Genomic DNA, 20,247 nt, shown 5'->3' with positions numbered 1-20,247 from the left:
CAATTCATTAAATCACAGTGTTTTCACCTATAACTATTATTCCAGTATCGGAGACATCGTAGTTTTCTGTCTGCTTATGCTCCTTTCCTCCGATAAGCTTTACTCCTTCCCTTACAATGCTACCTTCTCCAACAATTACCCTGTCAAGTGTAGCATTATCCATTATCCTTGCACCAGGCATAATAAGAGAATTCTTTATCTTTACATTCTTTCCTACGTAAACTCCCTGAAAGAGTATTGAATTTTCCACTTCTCCAAATACTACACAGCCTTCATTAATAAGGGAACACTTGACTGATGCATCTGGACCTGCATAATGGGGAGGCTGAGTGGAATTTTCAGAATATATCTTCCAGTTTGAATCGTAAATATCCAGTTCAGAACTGTCAGAAATGAGATCCATGTTAACTTCATAAAAGCTTTCAATGGTTCCGACATCCCTCCAGTACCCCTTAAATCTATATGCAAACATCCTTCTTCCATCCTTAAGCATGGAAGGGATTATGTTTTTTCCAAAATCATGGCTTGAATTTTCATTTTTGCTGTCCTCTATAAGGAAATCCCTAAGCAGTTTCCAGTTGAAAATATATATTCCCATGGAAGCAAGGTTGCTTCTTGGAACCTTTGGCTTTTCTTCAAACTCTATGATTCTTCCATCTCGTTCAGTATTCATTATCCCAAACCTGCTGGCCTCATCCCACGATACTTCAATAACTGATATTGTAGCATCCGCCCCCTTCTTCTTATGGAAGGCTAGCATTTTCGAATAATCCATCTTGTATATATGGTCTCCTGAAAGCACAAGAACATAATCAGGATCGAATTGGTTTACATAAAATATATTCTGATATATTGCATCTGCTGTTCCTCTAAACCATTTTCTCCCTTCAGTATCCGTATAGGGAGGAAGGAGAGTAACGCCTCCGTTGTTTCTGTCAAGATTCCACGGGCTGCCTATTCCTATATATGAATTTAATACAAGGGGCTGGTACTGAGTAAGCACCCCCACTGTATCTATGTCTGAATTACTGCAGTTGCTTAATGTAAAATCAATTATCCTGTACCTTCCTCCAAAGGGTACAGCGGGCTTTGCAAGATTTTTTGTAAGACTTCCAAGCCTGCTTCCCTGTCCTCCTGCAAGTATAAGCGCTATACATTCTTTTTTCTTCATGACCTACCCTCCAGTTCTGCCAATTACCCAGAAATTTTTTATTTTATTTAATCGGCTTTAGGAACACTGCACCATATGGTGGCACCTTCATGACTATTGAATAAGGTTGTCCACAACATTCAAACCCCTCCGCCTTTAATGGAACAGAATTATCTACGCCAGAACCTCCATAAATATTTAAGTCACTGTTAAAAATCTCCTTATATCTGCAGTTCAGTGGAACTCCAACTCTATATTCCTCATAAACCACAGGGGTAAAGTTACATATGAAGATAAGCATATCCCCTGCTTTTTTGCCTTTTCTTATAAATGAAACAATGCTTCTTGTATTGTCATCGGCATTTATCCACGTAAAGCCATCCCAGCCATGATCAACCTCCCACAGAGCTCGGTGCTTTTTATAAAAGTTGTTAAGGGTCTTTACATAATAATGCAAATTTCTATGCATATCATATTCTAAGAGATTCCAATCGAGGCTGCTTTTGTAATTCCACTCTATAAACTGCCCAAACTCTCCTCCCATAAAGAGAAGTTTCTTGCCAGGATGGGCCATCATATATGCATAAAGTGCCCTCAGGGATGCAAACTTCTGCCAGTAGTCGCCATACATCTTGCTTATAAGAGAACTTTTGCCGTGTACAACTTCATCATGAGAAAGTGGCAGTATAAAATTTTCAGAAAAGGTATACACAAAGGAGAAGGTTAAAAGGTTGTGACTTCCACTTCTAAATAGAGGATCCATCTCCATATACCTTAGTGTATCGTTCATCCACCCCATATTCCACTTATAGTTAAATCCAAGGCCTCCGGATTCTAAAGGCCTTGTAACAAGTGGATATGTAGTGGAATCCTCAGCCGCAATTATAGCATTTGGGAAATCTTTGAATATCACTTCATTGAGCCTTTTTATAAATTCAATTGCATGAAGGTTCTCGCTTCCTCCGTACTCATTTGGGATCCACCTGCCGTCTTCCTTTTCAAAGTTCAAATAAAGAAGGTTTGCAACGGCATCTACCCTTATACCATCGATATGAAAAACATCGAATAGGAAATATGCATTTGATATGAGAAAACTTCTAACCTCGGGCTTTTCAAAATCAAAGCTTAATGTACCCCATTTATAGTTTTCAGATATAAGTGGATTTTCATTTTCAAACAGTGGAGTCCCATCGAACCTTGCAAGTCCATGGGCATCTTTACAGAAGTGCCCCGGAACCCAGTCTACTATTACCCCAAGACCTTTTTCATGGCATTTATCAACAAAATACATAAAGTCCTCAGGAGTACCATATCTGCTTGTTATAGAGTAATATCCTGTCCCCTGATATCCCCATGAACCATCAAAGGGATGCTCTGCAAGGGGCAGCAGTTCTATATGGGTATAGCCCATATCAGCTGCATAATTCACAAGCTCCTCCGCAAGTTCTTTGTAGGATAGAAGATCCCCATTTTCCTTTCTCCTCCAGGACCCTAAATGCACTTCATATATAAGCACAGGCTTTTCGTAAACAGGAACTGGCCTTTTTCTCCTTAAATATGTATGTTTTTTCCATACATATTTGTTTAGTTTACAAACCCTTGAAGCTGTGGCAGGCCTTACCTCACTGAAAAAGGCATATGGATCTGCCTTCATAAACACCTCTCCACTTGAAGTTTCAATTTCATACTTATACAGATCCCCTTCCTCAAGTCCTGGTATAAACAACGACCATATGCCCCATTTCCTTATCCTTTCCATGACGTGGGAACTTCCATGCCAGTTGTTGAAATCGCCAACTACGCTTACCCTTTTAGCGTTGGGTGCCCATACTGTAAATCTTACGCCTGTGACTCCATCTTCTTCCACAATATGTGCACCCATAACATTATAGCTTTGATAACTCTCTCCATTATGAAAAAGTTCAAGCTCATCGGGTTTTATCCCCATGTAAATCCCCCCTGCTTTTTCTAAGGTTACTATAAATATATATATACTTATACCATAAATCTTATAACAATTAATAGTGTTTTTACATAAATTTTCCTGTTTAATTTGACGCAAGTTTCGCAATAAATTGCATGATTAGACATTTATATTAATATACAAACCTTATTGTCCAAGTATTTGCTATGAAATTACTCAATAATCGATCGATTTTCCTTCGAATCATAAAAAGGTATTATACTCAATTCATAACATAACTCGTTGTGTTAGATAAATTTACAGATCGGCGCTGCAATAAAAAATATATTTCATTCACCAGCACGCTTAGCAAAGAAGTTCTAAGGCTCGGGATTTGAAAAAAAAGTGTACAACCTATTTGGGTTGCACACTTTCATAACTCTATTCATATCTGAGTGCTTCAATTGGATCAAGCTTTGAGGCCTTATTTGCAGGATATATTCCAAAGAATATTCCAACCGCTGAGGAGAAGAGGAATGCAATAAGAACAGTGAGAAATGAAATTCCCGGAGCTATACCTAAAAACGATCCTATAATAGTCGCAAAGAGTATTCCAAGTGCCATACCAATTGCTCCACCTATAAGGGATATTATTACTGACTCAATCAAAAACTGAACAAGTATATCCCTTCTTGTTGCGCCTATTGCCTTTCTTATCCCTATTTCCCTCGTCCTTTCAGTTACCGAAACAAGCATTATGTTCATTACTCCTATTCCTCCAACCACAAGGGAAATTCCTGCTATTGCACCTATTATCATGGTAAATATATTGAGTATCCTATTTACCTCATCAAGCTGCTTCATAAGGTTGTCAACCTTATATTTATCCTTATTGTGATGGGCACTGCTGAGTATCCTGTTTATAGAGTTTGAAGCAGATTCAAAACTTTTAGCATTATCCACGAGTATCTCAATCTGATTGATTCTGAAGTCATCCTGAAACATTTTTTCCGCAAAGGTTATCGGTGTATACAATATAACTGGCATTCTATCGCCAAAGCTTGATGCAAAGGCTCCCCCCTGGCTTTTATAAACTCCTACTATCGTAGCGCTTACCATCATGGAGCGCTCACCAATTTTTATGGTCTTTCCCGTACTGTCTACATACCCAAACAGGCTTTTGGAGCTAATATCATCTATTATGACGACATTTCTTCCCGACAGGACATCCTTTTCAGATATGAACCTTCCATACAGCATATTGACGCTTAAAATGCTGTTATAATCATTGTTTGTCCCTATAACCACTGCCCTTTTTGTCTCATTTCCTACCTTAACGGTAACTCCACCTTTTTGAAATATGGGAGCAGCATTTAAAACCTCAGGTATCCTTGATTTTATATTTTTAACATCATTCATCGTAAAATAGTCGTTTTGATTGATTTGTGCGCTTGTGTCAATGGTGGCTTCCAAAACATTTACTCCTATCTTGTTAAACTCTCCTGTAATGGCACTCTGCCCGCCCTTTCCTATGGAAACTATGGTTATAACTGATGAAATTCCAATTATTATTCCAAGCATTGTAAGAAAAGATCTCATTTTATTCGATAAAATGCTTGCTATTGCAACCTTGAAACTTTCAAGTATATTCATTTTCTCACCGCCTAAAGGGTTATTCTGTTATCAACAGCCCTGTCTTCAATTATATTACCATCCCTAACCATGACTATCCTCTTTGTATACTGAGCGATATCGGGCTCATGGGTTACCATAACCACCGTTGTGCCATCGTTATTTAGTTCCTGAAAAATCTTCATTATTTCATAGCTTGATGCCGTGTCAAGGTTTCCAGTCGGTTCATCAGCCATAAGAACTGAAGGGTTAAGAACAATGGCCCTTGCTATTGCTACCCTCTGCTTCTGTCCTCCTGACAATTCGTTTGGTCTATGGTACATTCTGTCCTCAAGCCCAACCTTTGCAAGGGCTTCCCTTGCCCTTCTCCTCCTCTCCCATGCCGAAATCCCTGCATACATCATTGGAAGCTCTACATTTTCAAGGGCGTTGAGCCTTGGAAGCAGGTTAAAGGCCTGAAATACAAATCCTATTTCCCTGTTTCTTATCCTTGCAAGTTCATTGTCTGTAAGCTTTGATACATCCTTATTATTGAGTATGTACCGCCCCTCAGTCAGCCTGTCAAGGCAGCCAAGGATATTCATAAGGGTTGATTTACCGGAACCTGATGGGCCCATTATAGCTGTATACTCGCCTTTACCTATAAAAAGGTTAATTCCTTTTAATGCGGTAAATTCAATATTGCCTGTCCTATAAACCTTCCAGAGATTCTTAACCTCTATCATTGCTGCTCCTCACCCTTTTCAATGACCTTTGTTCCATCTGTTATATTGGATGAAGGGTTAAGTATCACCTTATCCCCTTCCTTAAGGCCTTCAATAATTTCAGTCTCAACATCAGATGCGAGCCCTATCTTTACCTTTTTCTTTCTTGCTACTCCATTTTCAATTACATAAACGCTTTCATTGTCATTTTTATCTGTAATCACTGCCTCCGCTGGAATCTTGATTATTCCGCTTTTTTCTCCCGTTTTTATATCAACATCAACATCATATCCTGATTTTAATGTTCCATCGTTATTTGAAATATCAACGGTAACCTTTACAACCGTTTCACTTCCAGTGGCCGATACGCTTTTCGTTGCAATTGGATTTATTCTTGAAACAACCCCTTTAAAGGTCTTACCGCCAAACTTTATAAAAGCTTCCTGACCTTCCTTCAAGTTTGATACGTCATACTGATTTATGTTTAGGTTTACAACAAGGCTTGAGGTATCTGAAACGACTGCCGCCGGCACTCCTACGTTTGCAGTGGCACCTTCCTTTAAGTTAAGGGTGGAAATTATTCCATCTGCATCCGCTTTAATGTACCTTTGCTGCTTGTTTATGCTATCCTCTATGGATTTCACGTTAAGCCTCGCTATTTCAACGGCGTTTTCCTGCATCTTAATTTGATCGTCGAGGCTCATTTGCCCTGTTTGACCTCCCTGTGCTGCCTGGCCTTCCTTAGTTATTTGACTAGCTTGTGGTATCTGCACTTGAGCCTGTGGCCTTTGACTATTCTTTGATAATTCATCCTTTGCGGTTTTTAGTGCATCAAGTTGTATCTTCGCATTTTCGTAGTTTTTCTGCGCTATCTTAAGCTGAGTCGATAAATCCTGAACATCCAACTCAGCTATTATGTCACCCTTCTTTACCGTGTCTCCAACAACCACATTAAGCTTTAAAACCTTTGAGGGGGTTTGTACATAATACTCTCTACTGTTCTTTGCTTCAACGGTTCCGCTTGTGGAATAATACACCACAATATCCCCCTTTGAAACAGTTGAAGTTTTTACCTGTAAAGCCCCATTCCTCCTTCTAACCACTCCAAATATTATACCTGACAAAACTAAAACTACAATTAAGATAATTGCCAGCCATCTCCTTTTCATACCCTTTCACTCTCCTTCAATATTTCATTCAGCCTTATTAAGCCTGATATAACGATTTCAATGTCGTCTTCATTTGCATTTTTCAAAATCCCTTCAATATAATCCTTATATTCATTTTCAACTGCTCTGTGCATTTCCTTAGCTTTATCGGTTATTGAAATGAGTGCCTTCCTTCTATCCTCCCTATCCTGAATCCTTTTTACATATCCCTCGTTTACAAGCCTCTCTATAATTCCTGATACTGTGCTGTTTGCAAGCCCAACACAGCTTGCGATCTCCTTTAAAGTCTTTGCTTCGCCATCCTTTAGGAAAAACATTATAGCCATAACCGATGGGTTTGCATTCTTAAATCCAAGCTTCTTCCCAACTTCCCTATGTATCGTCTTATTGATGGATTTTAAAAGTTCATAGATAACATATACGCTTTCTCTGGACATATTTACCATCCTTCGTTTTCGAATATTTCAATTTCGAATTAATATTATCATATTAATATTCTGACTTCAATTTAATCATTTTAAACAATGTGTAAACAAAATTTTGAAATTTGAAAGAATAAATGGGCACCATACAGGTGCCCACCCTAATTTATTCCGTTAAGTTTTTTTACTGCTCTATATGCATCAACAAGTCCATACCCCGTATACGGATCCTTTCCCTTTGTCATTATATCGACGGCTGTTTCATTGAGAAGTTTTTCAATTTGATCAGGGGGTAACTCCGGGCTGTTTGCCTTTATTATTGCTGCAACACCTGAAACTACTGGTGCCGACATGCTTGTCCCATCCCAGGCCTCATACCCTCCTTGCGGTACAGTACTTACAATCTTAATTCCCGGGGCTGCTCCCTGTATCCTATCTCCATAATTTGAAAAAGGAGCTTTCTTATATGCCGGCGTTATTGCAGATACCGCATATACCCCATTATCACCCGTTGGGCTGAAATTATCCGCATCCATATTATCGTTCCCAGCAGCTGCCACAACAAATACACCCTTATTTCTTGCGTATTTAATTGCGTTTGAGATATCCCTCGTTTTCCCCCTTGTTCCAAGGCTGAGATTAATGATATCTGCACCTGAATCAACGGCATATCTGATGCCATGTGCAATTATGTCTGAACGACCTTCACCCTTGGAGTTCAACACTTTTACAGGAATTATCTTTACATCAAGGGGTCCTGCAATTCCTGATATGCCTTTTCTGTTATTTGCCTCCGCAGCAATGATTCCCGCCACATGGGTTCCGTGCCCATGATCATCCATAGGATCGTTGTCATTATTTACAAAGTCATATCCTTTACTTTTAAGAATCCGGTTTTTAAGGTCAGGATGGGTATAGTCAACCCCAGTATCAAGGACAGCAACCCTTACCTCTCTCTTTTGCTTTACAAGCCTCCATGCCTTGTTGCTTTCAGTATAAGAAATAGCCCACTGTATCTTATACCCAGGGTCGTTTACCGCCCTATCATTTGGAGACTTTATCTGAGATAATGAAAAATTTTCATTTACATGTACCCTCTCAATTGGTTTTATTGCTCCTATGGGCTCCGATTTTCCAGATTTATTTGAACCGATTAAATCAGATATTCTCTCTTTTATTTCTTCCGGCGTTAATTTCCCGGTAAATAAAAGATATTCTCCTTCCCTTATCTTTACAATCGTAATGCGTGGGATTGAGTCAAGTATTTTATCTATACTAAAACTTTCAGGAATATCTTTGATTCTTTCAATACCATTTTTTATATTATCCTTAAATGTTGCGTTATTCCCTGTATCCAGTCTGAAAGAATATCCAAATCCATATATAATTGCTGCCACTGCTCCAAGTATAAACAAATTTCTAAGAAACTTCAAAGCTTTCACCTCCATCCCCGACTAATAAAATAATGCATATACCAATCCCATAATACATTATCTAATACATTTTACAGTAAATAAATTAATGCCCAATGAAAAAAGTATTAAATAATTTTAAAATACCACGGTAAGTTAACTTGTTGTGATAGTTCTTTTGCAAACACCATAATAAAAAAATATATGAAGCGAACTATTATAGCAGGTCTTAGAGCCTTTGTGCGCAGGCGCAGTTATATCTTGGTGTCTTTTAAAACAAAACTAGCTATACATGAAATAAAATTCACCACAAGATTATGAAAACAGTTTCAATAGTAATAATCTAAACTTAAGCTAAGAAAGCTTTTATATTTATCTTAACGGTTTGCAGTACCTTAAGGGTCGATAAAAAATATATGAAATTCACATAAATCTAAGAGCTAGGAGTTCTTGGCGAAGGGATGCAGAAAAATCCTAGAACTTTCGTGACTTAAGCAAGGCGAGTTTAACGAAAGTTCTTGATTTTTCAAATCCCGAGCCTTAGAACTTCTTTACTGAGCGCAAAAGTGAATGAAATATATTTTTTATCGCAGCGCCTACCTGTATATATTTTCTGCTTTTATTCCAATGGAATTTTCGTAGTAGAGTAGCACAACAAGTTAACATCAGATTGACTTATCTCATGCTGTTAAAGTAGAATAAAGAATGGCTTTGTCAATTTGCGTAAAAACTATATTAAAAAAGGAGGGATATGTTTAATGGCGTCAGATTTTCAATCCCTTGGAATAAGCGAAGAGTTAAAAAATATACTGGTAAAGCACGGTTATAAGGAGCCAACTCCTATTCAGCAGCAGGTCATACCTGTATTATTGTCCGGAAAGGATGCAATAGCCCAGTCCCAAACCGGAACAGGTAAAACCCTTGCCTTTGCCCTACCGATTCTTCAAAGGATAGATAACAAAAAACCATATGTACAGGCCCTTATAATCACGCCAACCAGGGAACTGGCACTCCAAATCACAAATGAAATAGAAAAACTCTCCAAGCCCCTTGGAATCAAGGCCTTGTCCCTTTATGGAGGTAAGGAATTAGAAACGCAGTCTAAAAAGCTTAAGGGAGGGGCAGTACATATAATAATCGGTACTCCTGGAAGAATACTTGATCATCTAAAAAGAAGGACCTTAAACTTTGGGGGGCTTTCGATGCTTGTTTTAGATGAAGCAGATCAAATGATAAAGCTTGGTTTTCTGGAGGATATTGAGATTATTATGAGTGCTGCACCATCACAGCGCCAAACAATGCTCTTTTCTGCTACGATGCCAAAGGGAATCAGGTCACTTGTAGCACGATACATGAGAAAACCTGTGGAAATTAGGGTCCAAGGTAAACACGTTACCCTTGATGAAATAAAGCAGATAGCCATAGAGGTTCCTGAAAAGCAGAAAATCTATGCCCTGTGCAAGCTCATAGACCAGTTAAACCCTTTTCTGGCTATTATATTCTGCATTAGCAAAGAAAGAGTCAAGGCCCTCAATCTAGAACTTGGCCAAAAGGGTTATGCGGTTGATGCACTTCATGGTGATCTATCACAAAATAAGCGTGAACAGATTTTAAAGCGTTTTAGAAACGCCGAGCTTCAGCTTCTGGTTGCCACCGACATAGCTGCGAGGGGTCTTGATATCGAGGGAGTAACCCACATATTTAATTATGATGTACCCAAAAACGCAGAAACCTACATACATAGAATCGGTCGGACGGGAAGGGCAGGCCAGGAAGGGATGGCCATAACACTTGTGGATGAAGCTGAGATTGAGCGTTTAAGATCCATTGAATCCGGAATAAATAAGAGGATAGATAGATGGACTGACGAAAATCAGGATAATCCTGGCGAAGGAAAGCTGGATTTTTTTGTACCTAAAAAATCCTTCGAAATCACCTCCGCAATAAAATCTGTAAAATCCAGAAAGTCTCCTGGAGTTAAACCTTCTGGCAGAAACAAAAGAGTTCAAAAATCTAATAAAAAACATTAAACGCTGATGATAATTATATCATCGGCGTTTAATACAGCTCTATCTAAACAAAATTATTCCACCTGCATCATGTCTAAAACTCCGTATGAAACCCGTGATATATAATTATAATAAAAATATACTCCTTGAATTTATTTACTATCTTAAGGAAATACTATTCACGATATTGAGATTTCTTATGACGACTTTATATTGTTTTTCCAACAAATTTCTTTAAATTAACTTGTTGTGCTGGTTCTTTTTTAATAAGCTGTGATAAAAAAATTTATGAAACAAACTATTTTAGCGAGCAACTGGAGGTTCTTGGCAAGTTGGCAGCTGAGAAGCTAAAGTAGAGTTCGTGAATCAGTTTATAATTTAAAGGAGTGTATGTACATGATAGTAATTTATCAGGATGTAGGAGGATGTCATTCCTCGGCAGTAGCTGCAAATATACATGCAAACAAACTTCCCATTGATAAAGTACCAACAGAAAAAGAGCTTTTAACCCTTCCTACATTTGATAAACTTGAGAAAAAGGATACTGCCCACCTCATATATATAGGCAAGGATGAATTTGGAAGTGCAGTTTATACCATAAGCAGGAGGTATAAACCCAACATGGTACTTAATCCTTTAACGGATATGTATAAGGTTTTAAATGGAGATACCGATGGCCTTTATATAATAAACACCGATCCTACGGTTAATACATTAATGAAAATAGGTGGCTTCAGCTCAAGACAGCTTCACCTTGTAAGCTTTGGAAGACCAATCGTTACCTATGGAACGCTAAAGGCCTATAATAAAATTGCAGATTTAGTCAGGCAGATTAAAGAACAAATACGTTTAGACTTAGAGCATAAAAATAGATTAGAAAGAAACTCCTATTCTTAATAGCTATAATATTTTTTATAGCATCGCTCTTTGAAAGCCCAAAATAGCACAAAAGGTTAATAAATTCATATTTTATTATAGAATCCCATTTATTTTAATATAAGATGCTTTGAGGGTGGTGCTGTTGAGAATCGGTATAATATCCGATACACATATACACAGACATTCTGAAAGACTAATTGAATTTGTTAATAGATACATGGAAAATGTGGATATGATTATCCATGCGGGGGATTTTACAAGCATAGAAGTCGTAAACGTTTTGATGAAATACAATAATTTTATAGGCGTTTTTGGTAATAATGATAATGAATCCATAAGAAGCGTTTTAAGGGATAAGGAAATACTACGGATTATGGGATATAAAATAGGTATTTTTCATGGCCATGGTGAAGGAAAGACAACCCTTGAAAGGGCATATGATAAATTCAAAGAGGATAGGGTTGACATAATAATATTTGGACACAGCCACCAGCCCCTAATTACCACAAAAAATAAAACTCTTATGCTTAACCCTGGCTCACCTACCTATAAGCGAAAGGGAAGATGGTATTCATATATACTTTTAGAGCTTAAAGAAGATGGCATAAATGTTGCAATTAAATTCCTGAACAAATAGCCTCAGCATGTATATTTATATTGCCTCAGGCTATCCCTAATCTTTCAGGCTTTAAAACTGTTTTTTACATTATAAATATTTATTTTATTAATAGCTTTCAGGTAGAGGTGTTTGAGGTAATAGCCTTAATAATTATGGAAAGATAGACAGTTTATTTTGTTTCTGGGCTGTCTATTTTTTTGTCTATGCCTTCTTTTTTGGAATTTACTTCAAACAGCAAATTTCGCATTTTTAGCCTTATAGAAATGGGGTTTCTACCGCTGCACAGTATAAATAGCGCGATAAGTAATGGAATAGATAAAACAATATAAACCATGTATTTATCTTCCATAACCTCACCCCCTAAAGACCATTTATCTCCTCAAACACCTCACATAGATGGGGGGTGCAGGCATAAAAATTAACTAAATTTATTCGTTGTGCTAGTTAAGTGGCTGAGGGTTGATAAAAATATATGAAATTCACATTTTTTCAAATCCCGAGCCTTAGAACTTCTTTGCTAAGCGTGCTGGTGAATGAAATATATTTTTTATCGCAGCAACCATCTGTAAATTTATCTAGCACAACAAGTTAAATTTAATTAATTATATAATATGATTAAAATATTTATTTTACATCTTAATTAATATAATATTACATATTTTTCCACTATGCAATATTTATTGAAAAAATTAATTATGAGCTTTAAAAATACCCGGAATATTATCCCGGGAATTCTTATTCTATAATCCTACCCTGTCATAGGAATGATCTTCTTCAGTGTGGGGAAAGGGCTCACTTTCCGGATTATCTATTAAATACTCAAGCCTATGATCCCTTGAGCTTAAAACAGGATTATATTTATCCAAAGTTTGTTCTAAAACATCTCTATTTTTACCTGACAATTTATTTTTTCCTTTCCTTTCTCTCACTTTACCACCCCTTTGATTTTATATTTTCCATGAAGGTGGGTTTTATACGTAATAAAAAGGGACGACCCGCGTCCCTGAACTTCCTTTAATCATCCCTGGAAGGAAATTGTATTATTTTATCCTCAGGATCTTCCTTTATATGTTCATGATTTTTTATATGGTTCATACAGTAGCAGCGGCGTCCTTCGCATTTTGAGCAGTACCTGAACTCCATGTCAGGGTCATCCTTTGAAGTTATTCCACATACTTCACATCTGTGTATAAGCCTTATTTCTGGGATCTGGCTTTTAAACTTTCTTCTTCTGTAGTGAACCTTACTTCTGTTTCTAATTCCATGAAGCACATCCGGCCCGAAGAATACAAAAAAGTTTATTATGGAAACAACCGCAGCCACCTTTTCACTAACTGGAGCAGTAATTAAAGTTCTTAATATAAAGAGCCAATAGAGCCATCCCAAATACTTTACCTTTACAGGCAGTATGAAAAAAATCAATATCTCGTAGTTTGGATACATATATGCAAAGGCCAAAAACATCGAAAGATTTATGTATGTTGCTGTTCCAATTCCTTCTGTTATAAACATCGCCAGGATGGTACCTATCATCCCTATTAAATAATAAAGGTTAAACCTAAAGCTGCCCCATGCATTTTCAAGGGCTGTACCTATAATGTAGTAAAAATAAAGTGCAAACAATACCCAGATTGGGTCTTTAGTTGGAGGGATAAATATAAAGGTTATAAGCCTCCATACCTCACCCTTTAAAACTTCTGAAGGTATAAGAAGTAATTTACTCTCAATAACTCCTGTAATGTCCAGATAACTTAAAGCAAACACTGCTGCCGTTATTCCAACTATGTATTTCATAAGTCCCCTTATTGCGTATCGGCCAAACCTTCTCTCAAGCTTATCCAGCCAATTCATAGCATCACCCCTTATAAAACGTTAACAATTGTATAAATCAATGATATCAGATATGCTGTTATCTTTCAAATATGGACTCAATCATGTATGACTTCCCAGTTATTATCAACCGCTGCTTCAATGGTCCCCTTTTCCATAATATAATTTGCTATAAGCTCCGCCATATCGATGTTTATATCCTTCACCACAGGCTTGCCTTTAAACATAAAATAATTTCCTCCGCCCGTTGCCCTGTAGTTGTTCATCACAACGTCATATTCTTCCTCCATATCGATTGGTTTTCCCCTGTATTTTAATTCTACAACTCTCTGGCCTGATGGGCGGGATATGTTGATTTTATACTCTATCCCTTCCCACATGTCGTAGTTATAGTGCTGAACTTTAGGGAATATAAATTCAGAATTTACCCTTATCTTTCCTCCGTCATAGGTTTCAAAGTAGGATGCAGACTTTTCAAGGGCTTCCTTTATGTCCTTCCCTTTAAGCCTTAATACCTTCAAAGTGTTAGGATAGATATAATTTGCAACTATATCCCTCATAGTAACATTCTCGGGAAATCCGGGGGCATTGTTGTCAAAGAGGGCTGTGCTGGATATTGTGGCCCCTGAACACTTCATCTGTACCCTGTTTATAAACTCAATGAAGGGGTTATCCTTAAGCCTTATCTCCATCGGATCTTTAACCCTCATATCCCCTTTAATCCTTCCTATAGGCTTATCCAGCCATTTCCGGACTTCCTCTTCATAGCTTTTAACTAAATCTACGATCTCTTTATCATCCTGGAACTCCTTTACATGGATTACCTCTGATTTTTTCTCAATAATAGACCACCTTTCATTTTGATTTTGAATCTTCAAAGTTACCTTGCCAAGGCTCTTTCCAAGGCTTCCCGGCTGCAATACCAAAACTCCATTCACATTTTTCCCTTCTATAACCCTGTGCTGATGTCCCGTTAAAAGTACATCTATTTCTGGAAGCTTCATACATATTTCATAGGCCTGGTTTTCTCCTGTAAGCTCTTCCGTAGGCTCACCTATTTCGATATCCCTTTCAAAACCTCCGTGATATGAAACTACAAGAACGTCCACCTTCTCATTTTCCCTTAAATGTTTAACCCATTTTTCTGCAGTTGCCACCGGGTTTTCAAATTTTATACCTTTTATATGGACAGGGTTCTCCCAGTTAGGTATATAGGATGTTGTTATTCCTAATACGGCGACTTTAATTCCATCAAAATCCTTAATTATATAGGGTCTGCCGCAGTAGGGCCTTCCATCATCCTCCCTTAATATGTTTGCAGAAAGCCAGGGAAAATCCGATTCCTCCATGGACTTTTCAAGCATTTCCCTGCCATAGTTGAAATCATGGTTTCCAACAACAGCTGCGTCATATTTCATATGGTTCATAGCCTTTATTATAGGGTTTATGGAGGTTTTGTTTATTCTTGCAAAATAATATGCAAGTGGAGTACCCTGAATTATGTCTCCGTTGTCTATAAGTATTAAATAGCTGTTTTTTCTTCTTTCCTCTTTTATAAGCGTCGAAACCTTAGCCAGGCCGTGTTCACTTCTTCTATTATCGGCATAATTTATTGGAAGTATATTCCCATGCATATCACTTGTTTCCAGTATTATTACTTCTTTTATCCTTCCTGACACACTCTTCACCCCTCAAGTTTAGTACCTTATTCTATTTTATCTCAACAGCTCAATATTCATAACCTGTAGGTCAATTTCCAGCTATTAACATTAAAATTATAAACTTTCAGATAAATTTTTATTGACAGAGGCTTTCCCATGTTCCATGCTAGAATTAAAGGAAATTTTTTGTAAGGAGTGAAACTTATGACTAAACAGGAACGAAGCTGGGTGCTGTATGACTGGGCAAACTCTGCCTATTCCATTACAATTACAACTGCTGTCCTTCCTATTTTCTTTAATCAATTTGTCTTAAGGGAAGGGGGAAGCGATACTGCAATGGCCTACTGGGCATATGGAAACTCCGTATCAACGCTTATAATTGCTCTTTTAGCTCCAATTCTTGGAACGATCTCCGACTACAGGGGATATAAAAAGAAATTATTCCTTTTCTTTTTCCTGATGGGAACTATTTTTACAGGGCTTCTTGCCACGATAAACGAAGGTGAGTGGATTACATGCATTATAATATATGCCCTGACTGCCATAGGTTTCTCCGGTGCCAACGTCTTCTATGATGCATTTATAGTTGACGTAACAGAGGAAAAAAAGATGGACTGGATTTCATCCCTGGGATTTGGATACGGTTATATAGGAAGTACCATACCATTTATAATAAGCATAGTCTTCATTATGAAGCCAGGATTGATTGGTTTAAGCTCCCAGGCTGCCGCAATGAAATTATCATTTATTATAACAGCTCTCTGGTGGTTTTTATTTTCAATTCCCATGCTTAAAAACGTCAATCAGATATATTATACTGAACCTTCAAAACATCCTGTTAAAGAAAGCTTTATAACCCTGTGGAAAACTATAAAGAACATCAGCGGTTATAAAAACATATTCATCTTTCTAATGGCATATTTCTTCTATATAGACGGCGTTGGAACAATTATAAAAATGGCTGGTATATATGGAAGCAGCGTCGGAATTAAGTCAAACGATCTTCTTATAATACTTCTTGTAACACAGTTCGTAGCCTTTCCCTTTGCCCTTTTGTTTGGAAAGCTTGCAAAGAAATTTTCAGCAAAAACCATGATTTTTGCTGGAATAATAATATATACGATCACCACAATATACGCATACTTTTTGAAAACAACTCTACAGTACTGGATAATGGCCATGCTTGTTGCAACATCCCAGGGTGGAATACAGGCCCTCAGCCGTTCACTGTTTGGAAGAATTATACCAAAGGAAAAGTCTTCGGAGTTCTTTGGATTCTATAATATTTTCGGAAGGTTTGCTGCAATAATGGGACCACTTCTAATTGGAGTATTTACAAACATTACAGGTGATTCAAGGCTTGGGGTTGTAAGTCTTATAATGCTCTTTATAATTGGAGGCATCTTTCTTATAAAGGTTAAGGATGAATCCCCCAATGCATATCAAATCCCCTCCGAAATGAAATCATTTTAATTTCAGATAGATTTAAGTTTAGCTGTAATGGATATCTACCCTGTTTATGGGTCAGATATCTTTTATTTTTTTCATAAAATCCACCTAAAATGCATAAAATTATAATAGCTTTACACCGAACATATGTTCGTGTATAATATGTCTGGAAATATGTAAAAGATGGAAGGGACTTATATGGTTAGCAGTAATAGAATAATTTTTCATATTGACGTAAATTCAGCATATCTTTCATGGACTTCAGTTTATAACCTACAGCATGGAGATACCTTGGACCTCAGGATGGTTCCATCGGTTGTTGGAGGTGATCCCAGGAGCAGGCATGGAATTGTGCTTGCAAAGTCCATCCCTGCCAAAAAATACGGCATACAAACCGGCGAGCCCCTCTTTAGTGCAAGGCAAAAATGCAGGGACCTTATTATAGTTCCTCCCATGTATGACCTTTATATAAGGTCCAGCAATGCAATGGTTGAGATTTTAAGGGAATATACTCCTTATATACAGAGGTTCTCCATAGATGAATGCTTTCTTGACTTTGCCGGCACGGAAAACATATATAAGGATTACATTGAGCTTGCCTACAAAATAAAGGACAGGATTAGAGAGGATCTGGGCTTTACAGTAAACGTTGGAATATCTACAAACAAGCTTCTTGCTAAAGTGGCTTCTGATCTTGAAAAGCCCGATAAAGTACATACGCTTTTTCCCCATGAGATAAGGGAAAAAATGTGGCCCCTTCCCGTTGAAAATCTATTTATGGTTGGAAGGGCTACCCTTCCAAAGCTTAACAAAATGAACATCTACACCATAGGTGACCTTGCAAACCACGACGTTGAAATCTTAAAAGCGTCCCTTAAGAGCCATGGAGTTTTAATATGGAATTATGCAAATGGAATAGAGGATTCTGAGGTTAGAAGCTGTAACCTTCCTGAGGTTAAAGGTGTAGGAAACTCCACTACAACCTCCTTTGATGTTGCAGACAGAAAAACCGCCCATATGGTTTTATTATCCCTTGTAGAAACCGCCTCTATGAGGCTCAGGAATTTAGGAAACTGCTGCAGGCTTGTTTCTGTCAGCCTCAAAACCAGCAGTTTCGTAAACTATTCCCATCAGAGAAAACTTCTCACACCTACAAACTCAACAAGGAAAATTGCCGAAACTGCCTATAACCTCTTTGACGAAATATGGAGAGGCGAACCTATAAGACATCTTGGCGTATACCTATCCGAGCTATGCAGCAGCGAGTTCTACCAGATTAGTTTCTTAGATGATGAAGACACGGAAAAAAGCAGCCGCCTCGACAAGGCCATAGACGCCATAAGGCTCAAATACGGTCCAAAGGCAGTCATGCGTTCAGTTTTCCTCCACTCCGGATTAAAACCCATGATGGGAGGAGTTACGGAAGACGACTATCCGGTTATGACAAGTATGTTATAATCTATCATTCCGCAGGGAGCGTGTTTAAAATGAAGGTTGTGGCAAAGCCCATAGAAATGGCAGCATGGTTTACCAGAGATGGAATTCCACACCCGATAAAATTCAGAATAGTAAACGAAGATGAAAGCTATACCGTAATAAAAATAGATAAAATCATATGTACCCATACTGAAAAACTTGCAGGCAACTGCATGTATGTATTCAGATGCCAGAGCGTTGTAGAAGGTATAGAAAGAATATTTGAAATCAAATATGAAATATCAACATGCAGGTGGATTTTGTTTAAGATATAAAAGGCAGGAAACTTGGAGATATCCTGCCCTTTATTCATCATAGCTTGTTACAAACCATGCACCATACTCAGATTTATCCGCCAGCTTTTCAAGATATATGGTCTTTATGCCTTTCTTATTCACCTTTATAATAGCCCTGTCATCCAGCCGTCTAACAACAATAAGGTCCTCCAGCATAACATCATATATCTCCTTCTCACTTATAAAAGCCATGGCTGTAAGTATTGGATCAAGCCTCCAGGGCTGGTGGCCGTTATCTACAGCTTTCTGTATTTCTGAAACTATTTCCCTATCCCATTTAACGAATATATCTCCACGCTCCTTGATAATCCCATCATCTTCACTATTCTCAAGAAACTCATAGGAACCTTCATATCCCTCAAGAAATTCTGCACCCATGCTCATCACATTTTCATCCCTGAAAGGCGAGTTTAAAAAAGCGAATACATAAAACTGTCTGTTAACTTCATACCCTGCAATAATGGATATAGATATGAGCATAAGAAATAGGAGCCTTTTATAGAATTTCCAAGTCAAGTATATCACCTCCCTTAAACAGATATTTCATCAATGAGCATTAACTTCATAATAAAGCTCCAACTTTTAATACTATAATTAAGTTTTACAATTTTAAGAAAAAATATTTCATATGCATATAAATTTGGAAAACGCGATGCGGATTAGAGTCAAAATATAAAAGGCACGAAACATCTTCAGTGTTCGTACCCTTAAGATCTAATCTATCTTATCGTCCTCCGTTTCATCGCTGAGCGGCATTCCATTAACTGTCCTTTCTATATCAGGTGCTGATAGAATATTTCCATCTATGAGGCTTATTCCGGTGCCAAATCTATACTTGCCTTTGCACTCAGGCGCAACCATTGCTTCCTTATCCTCAAGGTTCCTTTCTTTGAACCTTTTTTCCATAATAACACCTCCATAAATAGTTTATGCAGGTGGATTAATATTATTAGTACGAAAAACTATTTTGCATGGGTGATTATTATATACAATAATATTAAATTTGAAGCAGGTGCTTTTTAAACCGGAGAAAAGAGATTTAAAAGTTAAACACCTGTCAATTACAACAGGGCTTTAGTTAATGCAATGCCAATCAAGCCGCCGGCAACAACATCAGAAGGATAATGTACCCCCAGATATATTCGAGAGTAACCAATTAATGCTGCTATCATCAAGAATAGAACATTTGCCGAAGGTATTACATTGCTTATGGCTATGGCACTGGAAAATGCTGCTGCCGTATGGCCTGACGGAAAGGATTTATCCCTTTCAACTTTTAGTGGAATCACGTCTACCAAAGCCTCATATGGCCTTACCCTGTCCACCAAAAACTTAAACAACTGAACAACGGCAGTAACTATTATTTGAATCAATCCAAGCCTTAAACCTGTTTGCCTGGTCGATGGAAGTAACGTTAAATGTATAATGAGAAATATTTGAAAAAATACTCCTCCAATATTTGTAAAAACACAAAAAAATCTATTTAAATAACCTATGCGAAGGTTGCTTATCTTCAAAAACAGGCTTTTATCAGCTTTGAACAAGACATCTTTTATTCGGTGCATATTAACCTCTTCCTTCCAATTTCCCCATTACATTTTTACCTAAAACGATATTTTCTGCTCCAATAAACTCT

20 protein-coding genes are annotated in these 20,247 nt (G+C 37.6%); 6 read left to right on the top strand and 14 right to left on the bottom strand.

The window, feature by feature from the left end:
- Positions 1 to 7: 7 nt before the first annotated feature.
- The 7 genes from EDD71_RS10520 to EDD71_RS10490 all read right to left on the bottom strand — a co-directional run bounded on the left by EDD71_RS10520 (position 8) and on the right by EDD71_RS10490 (position 8,422).
- On the bottom strand, positions 8 to 1,171 hold the full coding sequence (locus EDD71_RS10520; RefSeq protein WP_133628699.1) for a glucose-1-phosphate adenylyltransferase: 1,164 nt from the start codon (positions 1,169 to 1,171) through the stop codon (positions 8 to 10).
- Positions 1,172 to 1,214: 43 nt separating this feature from the next.
- Complete coding sequence (glgB, locus tag EDD71_RS10515; RefSeq protein WP_133628698.1) at positions 1,215 to 3,098, bottom strand: 1,4-alpha-glucan branching protein GlgB; 1,884 nt, start codon at positions 3,096 to 3,098, stop codon at positions 1,215 to 1,217.
- A 396-nt stretch (positions 3,099 to 3,494) separates the two neighbouring features.
- The gene (locus EDD71_RS10510; protein WP_133628697.1) at positions 3,495 to 4,706 is read right to left on the bottom strand and encodes an ABC transporter permease; all 1,212 of its coding nucleotides are present in this window, start codon (positions 4,704 to 4,706) and stop codon (positions 3,495 to 3,497) included.
- A gap of 11 nt (positions 4,707 to 4,717) precedes the next feature.
- Positions 4,718 to 5,410 carry an ABC transporter ATP-binding protein gene (locus EDD71_RS10505; protein ID WP_133628696.1) on the bottom strand — a complete coding sequence of 231 codons (693 nt, stop codon included), beginning with the start codon at positions 5,408 to 5,410 and terminating at the stop codon, positions 4,718 to 4,720.
- Positions 5,407 to 6,558, bottom strand: a complete 1,152-nt coding sequence (locus EDD71_RS10500) for an efflux RND transporter periplasmic adaptor subunit (protein ID WP_133628695.1) — start codon at positions 6,556 to 6,558, stop codon at positions 5,407 to 5,409. The genes EDD71_RS10505 and EDD71_RS10500 overlap by 4 nt, the downstream gene beginning before the upstream one ends.
- Positions 6,555 to 6,995: a MarR family winged helix-turn-helix transcriptional regulator gene (locus EDD71_RS10495; RefSeq protein ID WP_166636443.1), complete on the bottom strand. Its 441-nt coding sequence runs from the start codon at positions 6,993 to 6,995 to the stop codon at positions 6,555 to 6,557. Before EDD71_RS10495 ends, EDD71_RS10500 begins: the two co-directional genes overlap by 4 nt.
- 146 nt (positions 6,996 to 7,141) lie before the next feature.
- Positions 7,142 to 8,422 carry a S8 family peptidase gene (locus tag EDD71_RS10490; RefSeq protein ID WP_423244821.1) on the bottom strand — a complete coding sequence of 427 codons (1,281 nt, stop codon included), beginning with the start codon at positions 8,420 to 8,422 and terminating at the stop codon, positions 7,142 to 7,144.
- A 728-nt stretch (positions 8,423 to 9,150) separates the two neighbouring features.
- On the opposite strand from EDD71_RS10490, the gene EDD71_RS10485 reads away from it, so the two are divergent.
- The 3 genes from EDD71_RS10485 to EDD71_RS10475 all read left to right on the top strand — a co-directional run bounded on the left by EDD71_RS10485 (position 9,151) and on the right by EDD71_RS10475 (position 11,917).
- Positions 9,151 to 10,422: a DEAD/DEAH box helicase gene (locus EDD71_RS10485; RefSeq protein WP_133628692.1), complete on the top strand. Its 1,272-nt coding sequence runs from the start codon at positions 9,151 to 9,153 to the stop codon at positions 10,420 to 10,422.
- A gap of 375 nt (positions 10,423 to 10,797) precedes the next feature.
- Positions 10,798 to 11,298 carry a DUF3189 family protein gene (locus EDD71_RS10480; protein ID WP_133628691.1) on the top strand — a complete coding sequence of 167 codons (501 nt, stop codon included), beginning with the start codon at positions 10,798 to 10,800 and terminating at the stop codon, positions 11,296 to 11,298.
- A 118-nt stretch (positions 11,299 to 11,416) separates the two neighbouring features.
- A complete protein-coding gene (locus EDD71_RS10475; protein ID WP_133628709.1) occupies positions 11,417 to 11,917 on the top strand; it encodes a metallophosphoesterase family protein in 501 nt (166 codons plus the stop codon).
- Positions 11,918 to 12,068: 151 nt separating this feature from the next.
- Here EDD71_RS10475 and EDD71_RS10470 read toward each other — a convergent pair whose 3' ends face one another.
- From EDD71_RS10470 to EDD71_RS10455, 4 genes are all read right to left on the bottom strand, one after another.
- Positions 12,069 to 12,248 (bottom strand): hypothetical protein, encoded by a 180-nt coding sequence (locus EDD71_RS10470; RefSeq protein ID WP_133628690.1) that lies wholly within the window; start codon positions 12,246 to 12,248, stop codon positions 12,069 to 12,071.
- A gap of 391 nt (positions 12,249 to 12,639) precedes the next feature.
- Positions 12,640 to 12,828, bottom strand: coding sequence for a hypothetical protein (locus EDD71_RS10465; RefSeq protein WP_133628689.1), 189 nt, complete (start codon positions 12,826 to 12,828; stop codon positions 12,640 to 12,642).
- An 85-nt stretch (positions 12,829 to 12,913) separates the two neighbouring features.
- Positions 12,914 to 13,750: a rhomboid family intramembrane serine protease gene (locus EDD71_RS10460; RefSeq protein ID WP_133628688.1), complete on the bottom strand. Its 837-nt coding sequence runs from the start codon at positions 13,748 to 13,750 to the stop codon at positions 12,914 to 12,916.
- A gap of 77 nt (positions 13,751 to 13,827) precedes the next feature.
- Positions 13,828 to 15,408 carry a bifunctional metallophosphatase/5'-nucleotidase gene (locus EDD71_RS10455; protein ID WP_207669334.1) on the bottom strand — a complete coding sequence of 527 codons (1,581 nt, stop codon included), beginning with the start codon at positions 15,406 to 15,408 and terminating at the stop codon, positions 13,828 to 13,830.
- A gap of 186 nt (positions 15,409 to 15,594) precedes the next feature.
- Between EDD71_RS10455 and EDD71_RS10450 the strand changes: the two genes are divergently transcribed.
- The 3 genes from EDD71_RS10450 (at position 15,595) to EDD71_RS10440 (ending at position 18,590) form a co-directional block, all read left to right on the top strand.
- A complete protein-coding gene (locus EDD71_RS10450) occupies positions 15,595 to 16,863 on the top strand; it encodes an MFS transporter (protein ID WP_207669333.1) in 1,269 nt (422 codons plus the stop codon).
- Between the two features lie 174 nt (positions 16,864 to 17,037).
- Positions 17,038 to 18,297 (top strand): DNA polymerase Y family protein, encoded by a 1,260-nt coding sequence (locus EDD71_RS10445; protein ID WP_133628686.1) that lies wholly within the window; start codon positions 17,038 to 17,040, stop codon positions 18,295 to 18,297.
- Between the two features lie 29 nt (positions 18,298 to 18,326).
- Complete coding sequence (locus tag EDD71_RS10440) at positions 18,327 to 18,590, top strand: hypothetical protein (RefSeq protein ID WP_133628685.1); 264 nt, start codon at positions 18,327 to 18,329, stop codon at positions 18,588 to 18,590.
- A gap of 30 nt (positions 18,591 to 18,620) precedes the next feature.
- On the opposite strand, the gene EDD71_RS10435 is transcribed toward EDD71_RS10440, so the two are convergent.
- The 3 genes from EDD71_RS10435 to EDD71_RS10425 all read right to left on the bottom strand — a co-directional run bounded on the left by EDD71_RS10435 (position 18,621) and on the right by EDD71_RS10425 (position 20,176).
- The gene (locus EDD71_RS10435; RefSeq protein WP_133628684.1) at positions 18,621 to 19,127 is read right to left on the bottom strand and encodes a hypothetical protein; all 507 of its coding nucleotides are present in this window, start codon (positions 19,125 to 19,127) and stop codon (positions 18,621 to 18,623) included.
- Between the two features lie 198 nt (positions 19,128 to 19,325).
- A complete protein-coding gene (locus tag EDD71_RS10430) occupies positions 19,326 to 19,517 on the bottom strand; it encodes a hypothetical protein (protein ID WP_133628683.1) in 192 nt (63 codons plus the stop codon).
- 155 nt (positions 19,518 to 19,672) lie between these two features.
- Positions 19,673 to 20,176 carry a phosphatase PAP2 family protein gene (locus tag EDD71_RS10425; protein ID WP_133628682.1) on the bottom strand — a complete coding sequence of 168 codons (504 nt, stop codon included), beginning with the start codon at positions 20,174 to 20,176 and terminating at the stop codon, positions 19,673 to 19,675.
- Positions 20,177 to 20,247: the final 71 nt, after the last annotated feature.

Source organism: Fonticella tunisiensis, assembly GCF_004364155.1.
Lineage (GTDB): Bacteria > Bacillota > Clostridia > Clostridiales > Caloramatoraceae > Fonticella > Fonticella tunisiensis.
This window is presented reverse-complemented; position numbering and strand designations above follow the sequence as displayed.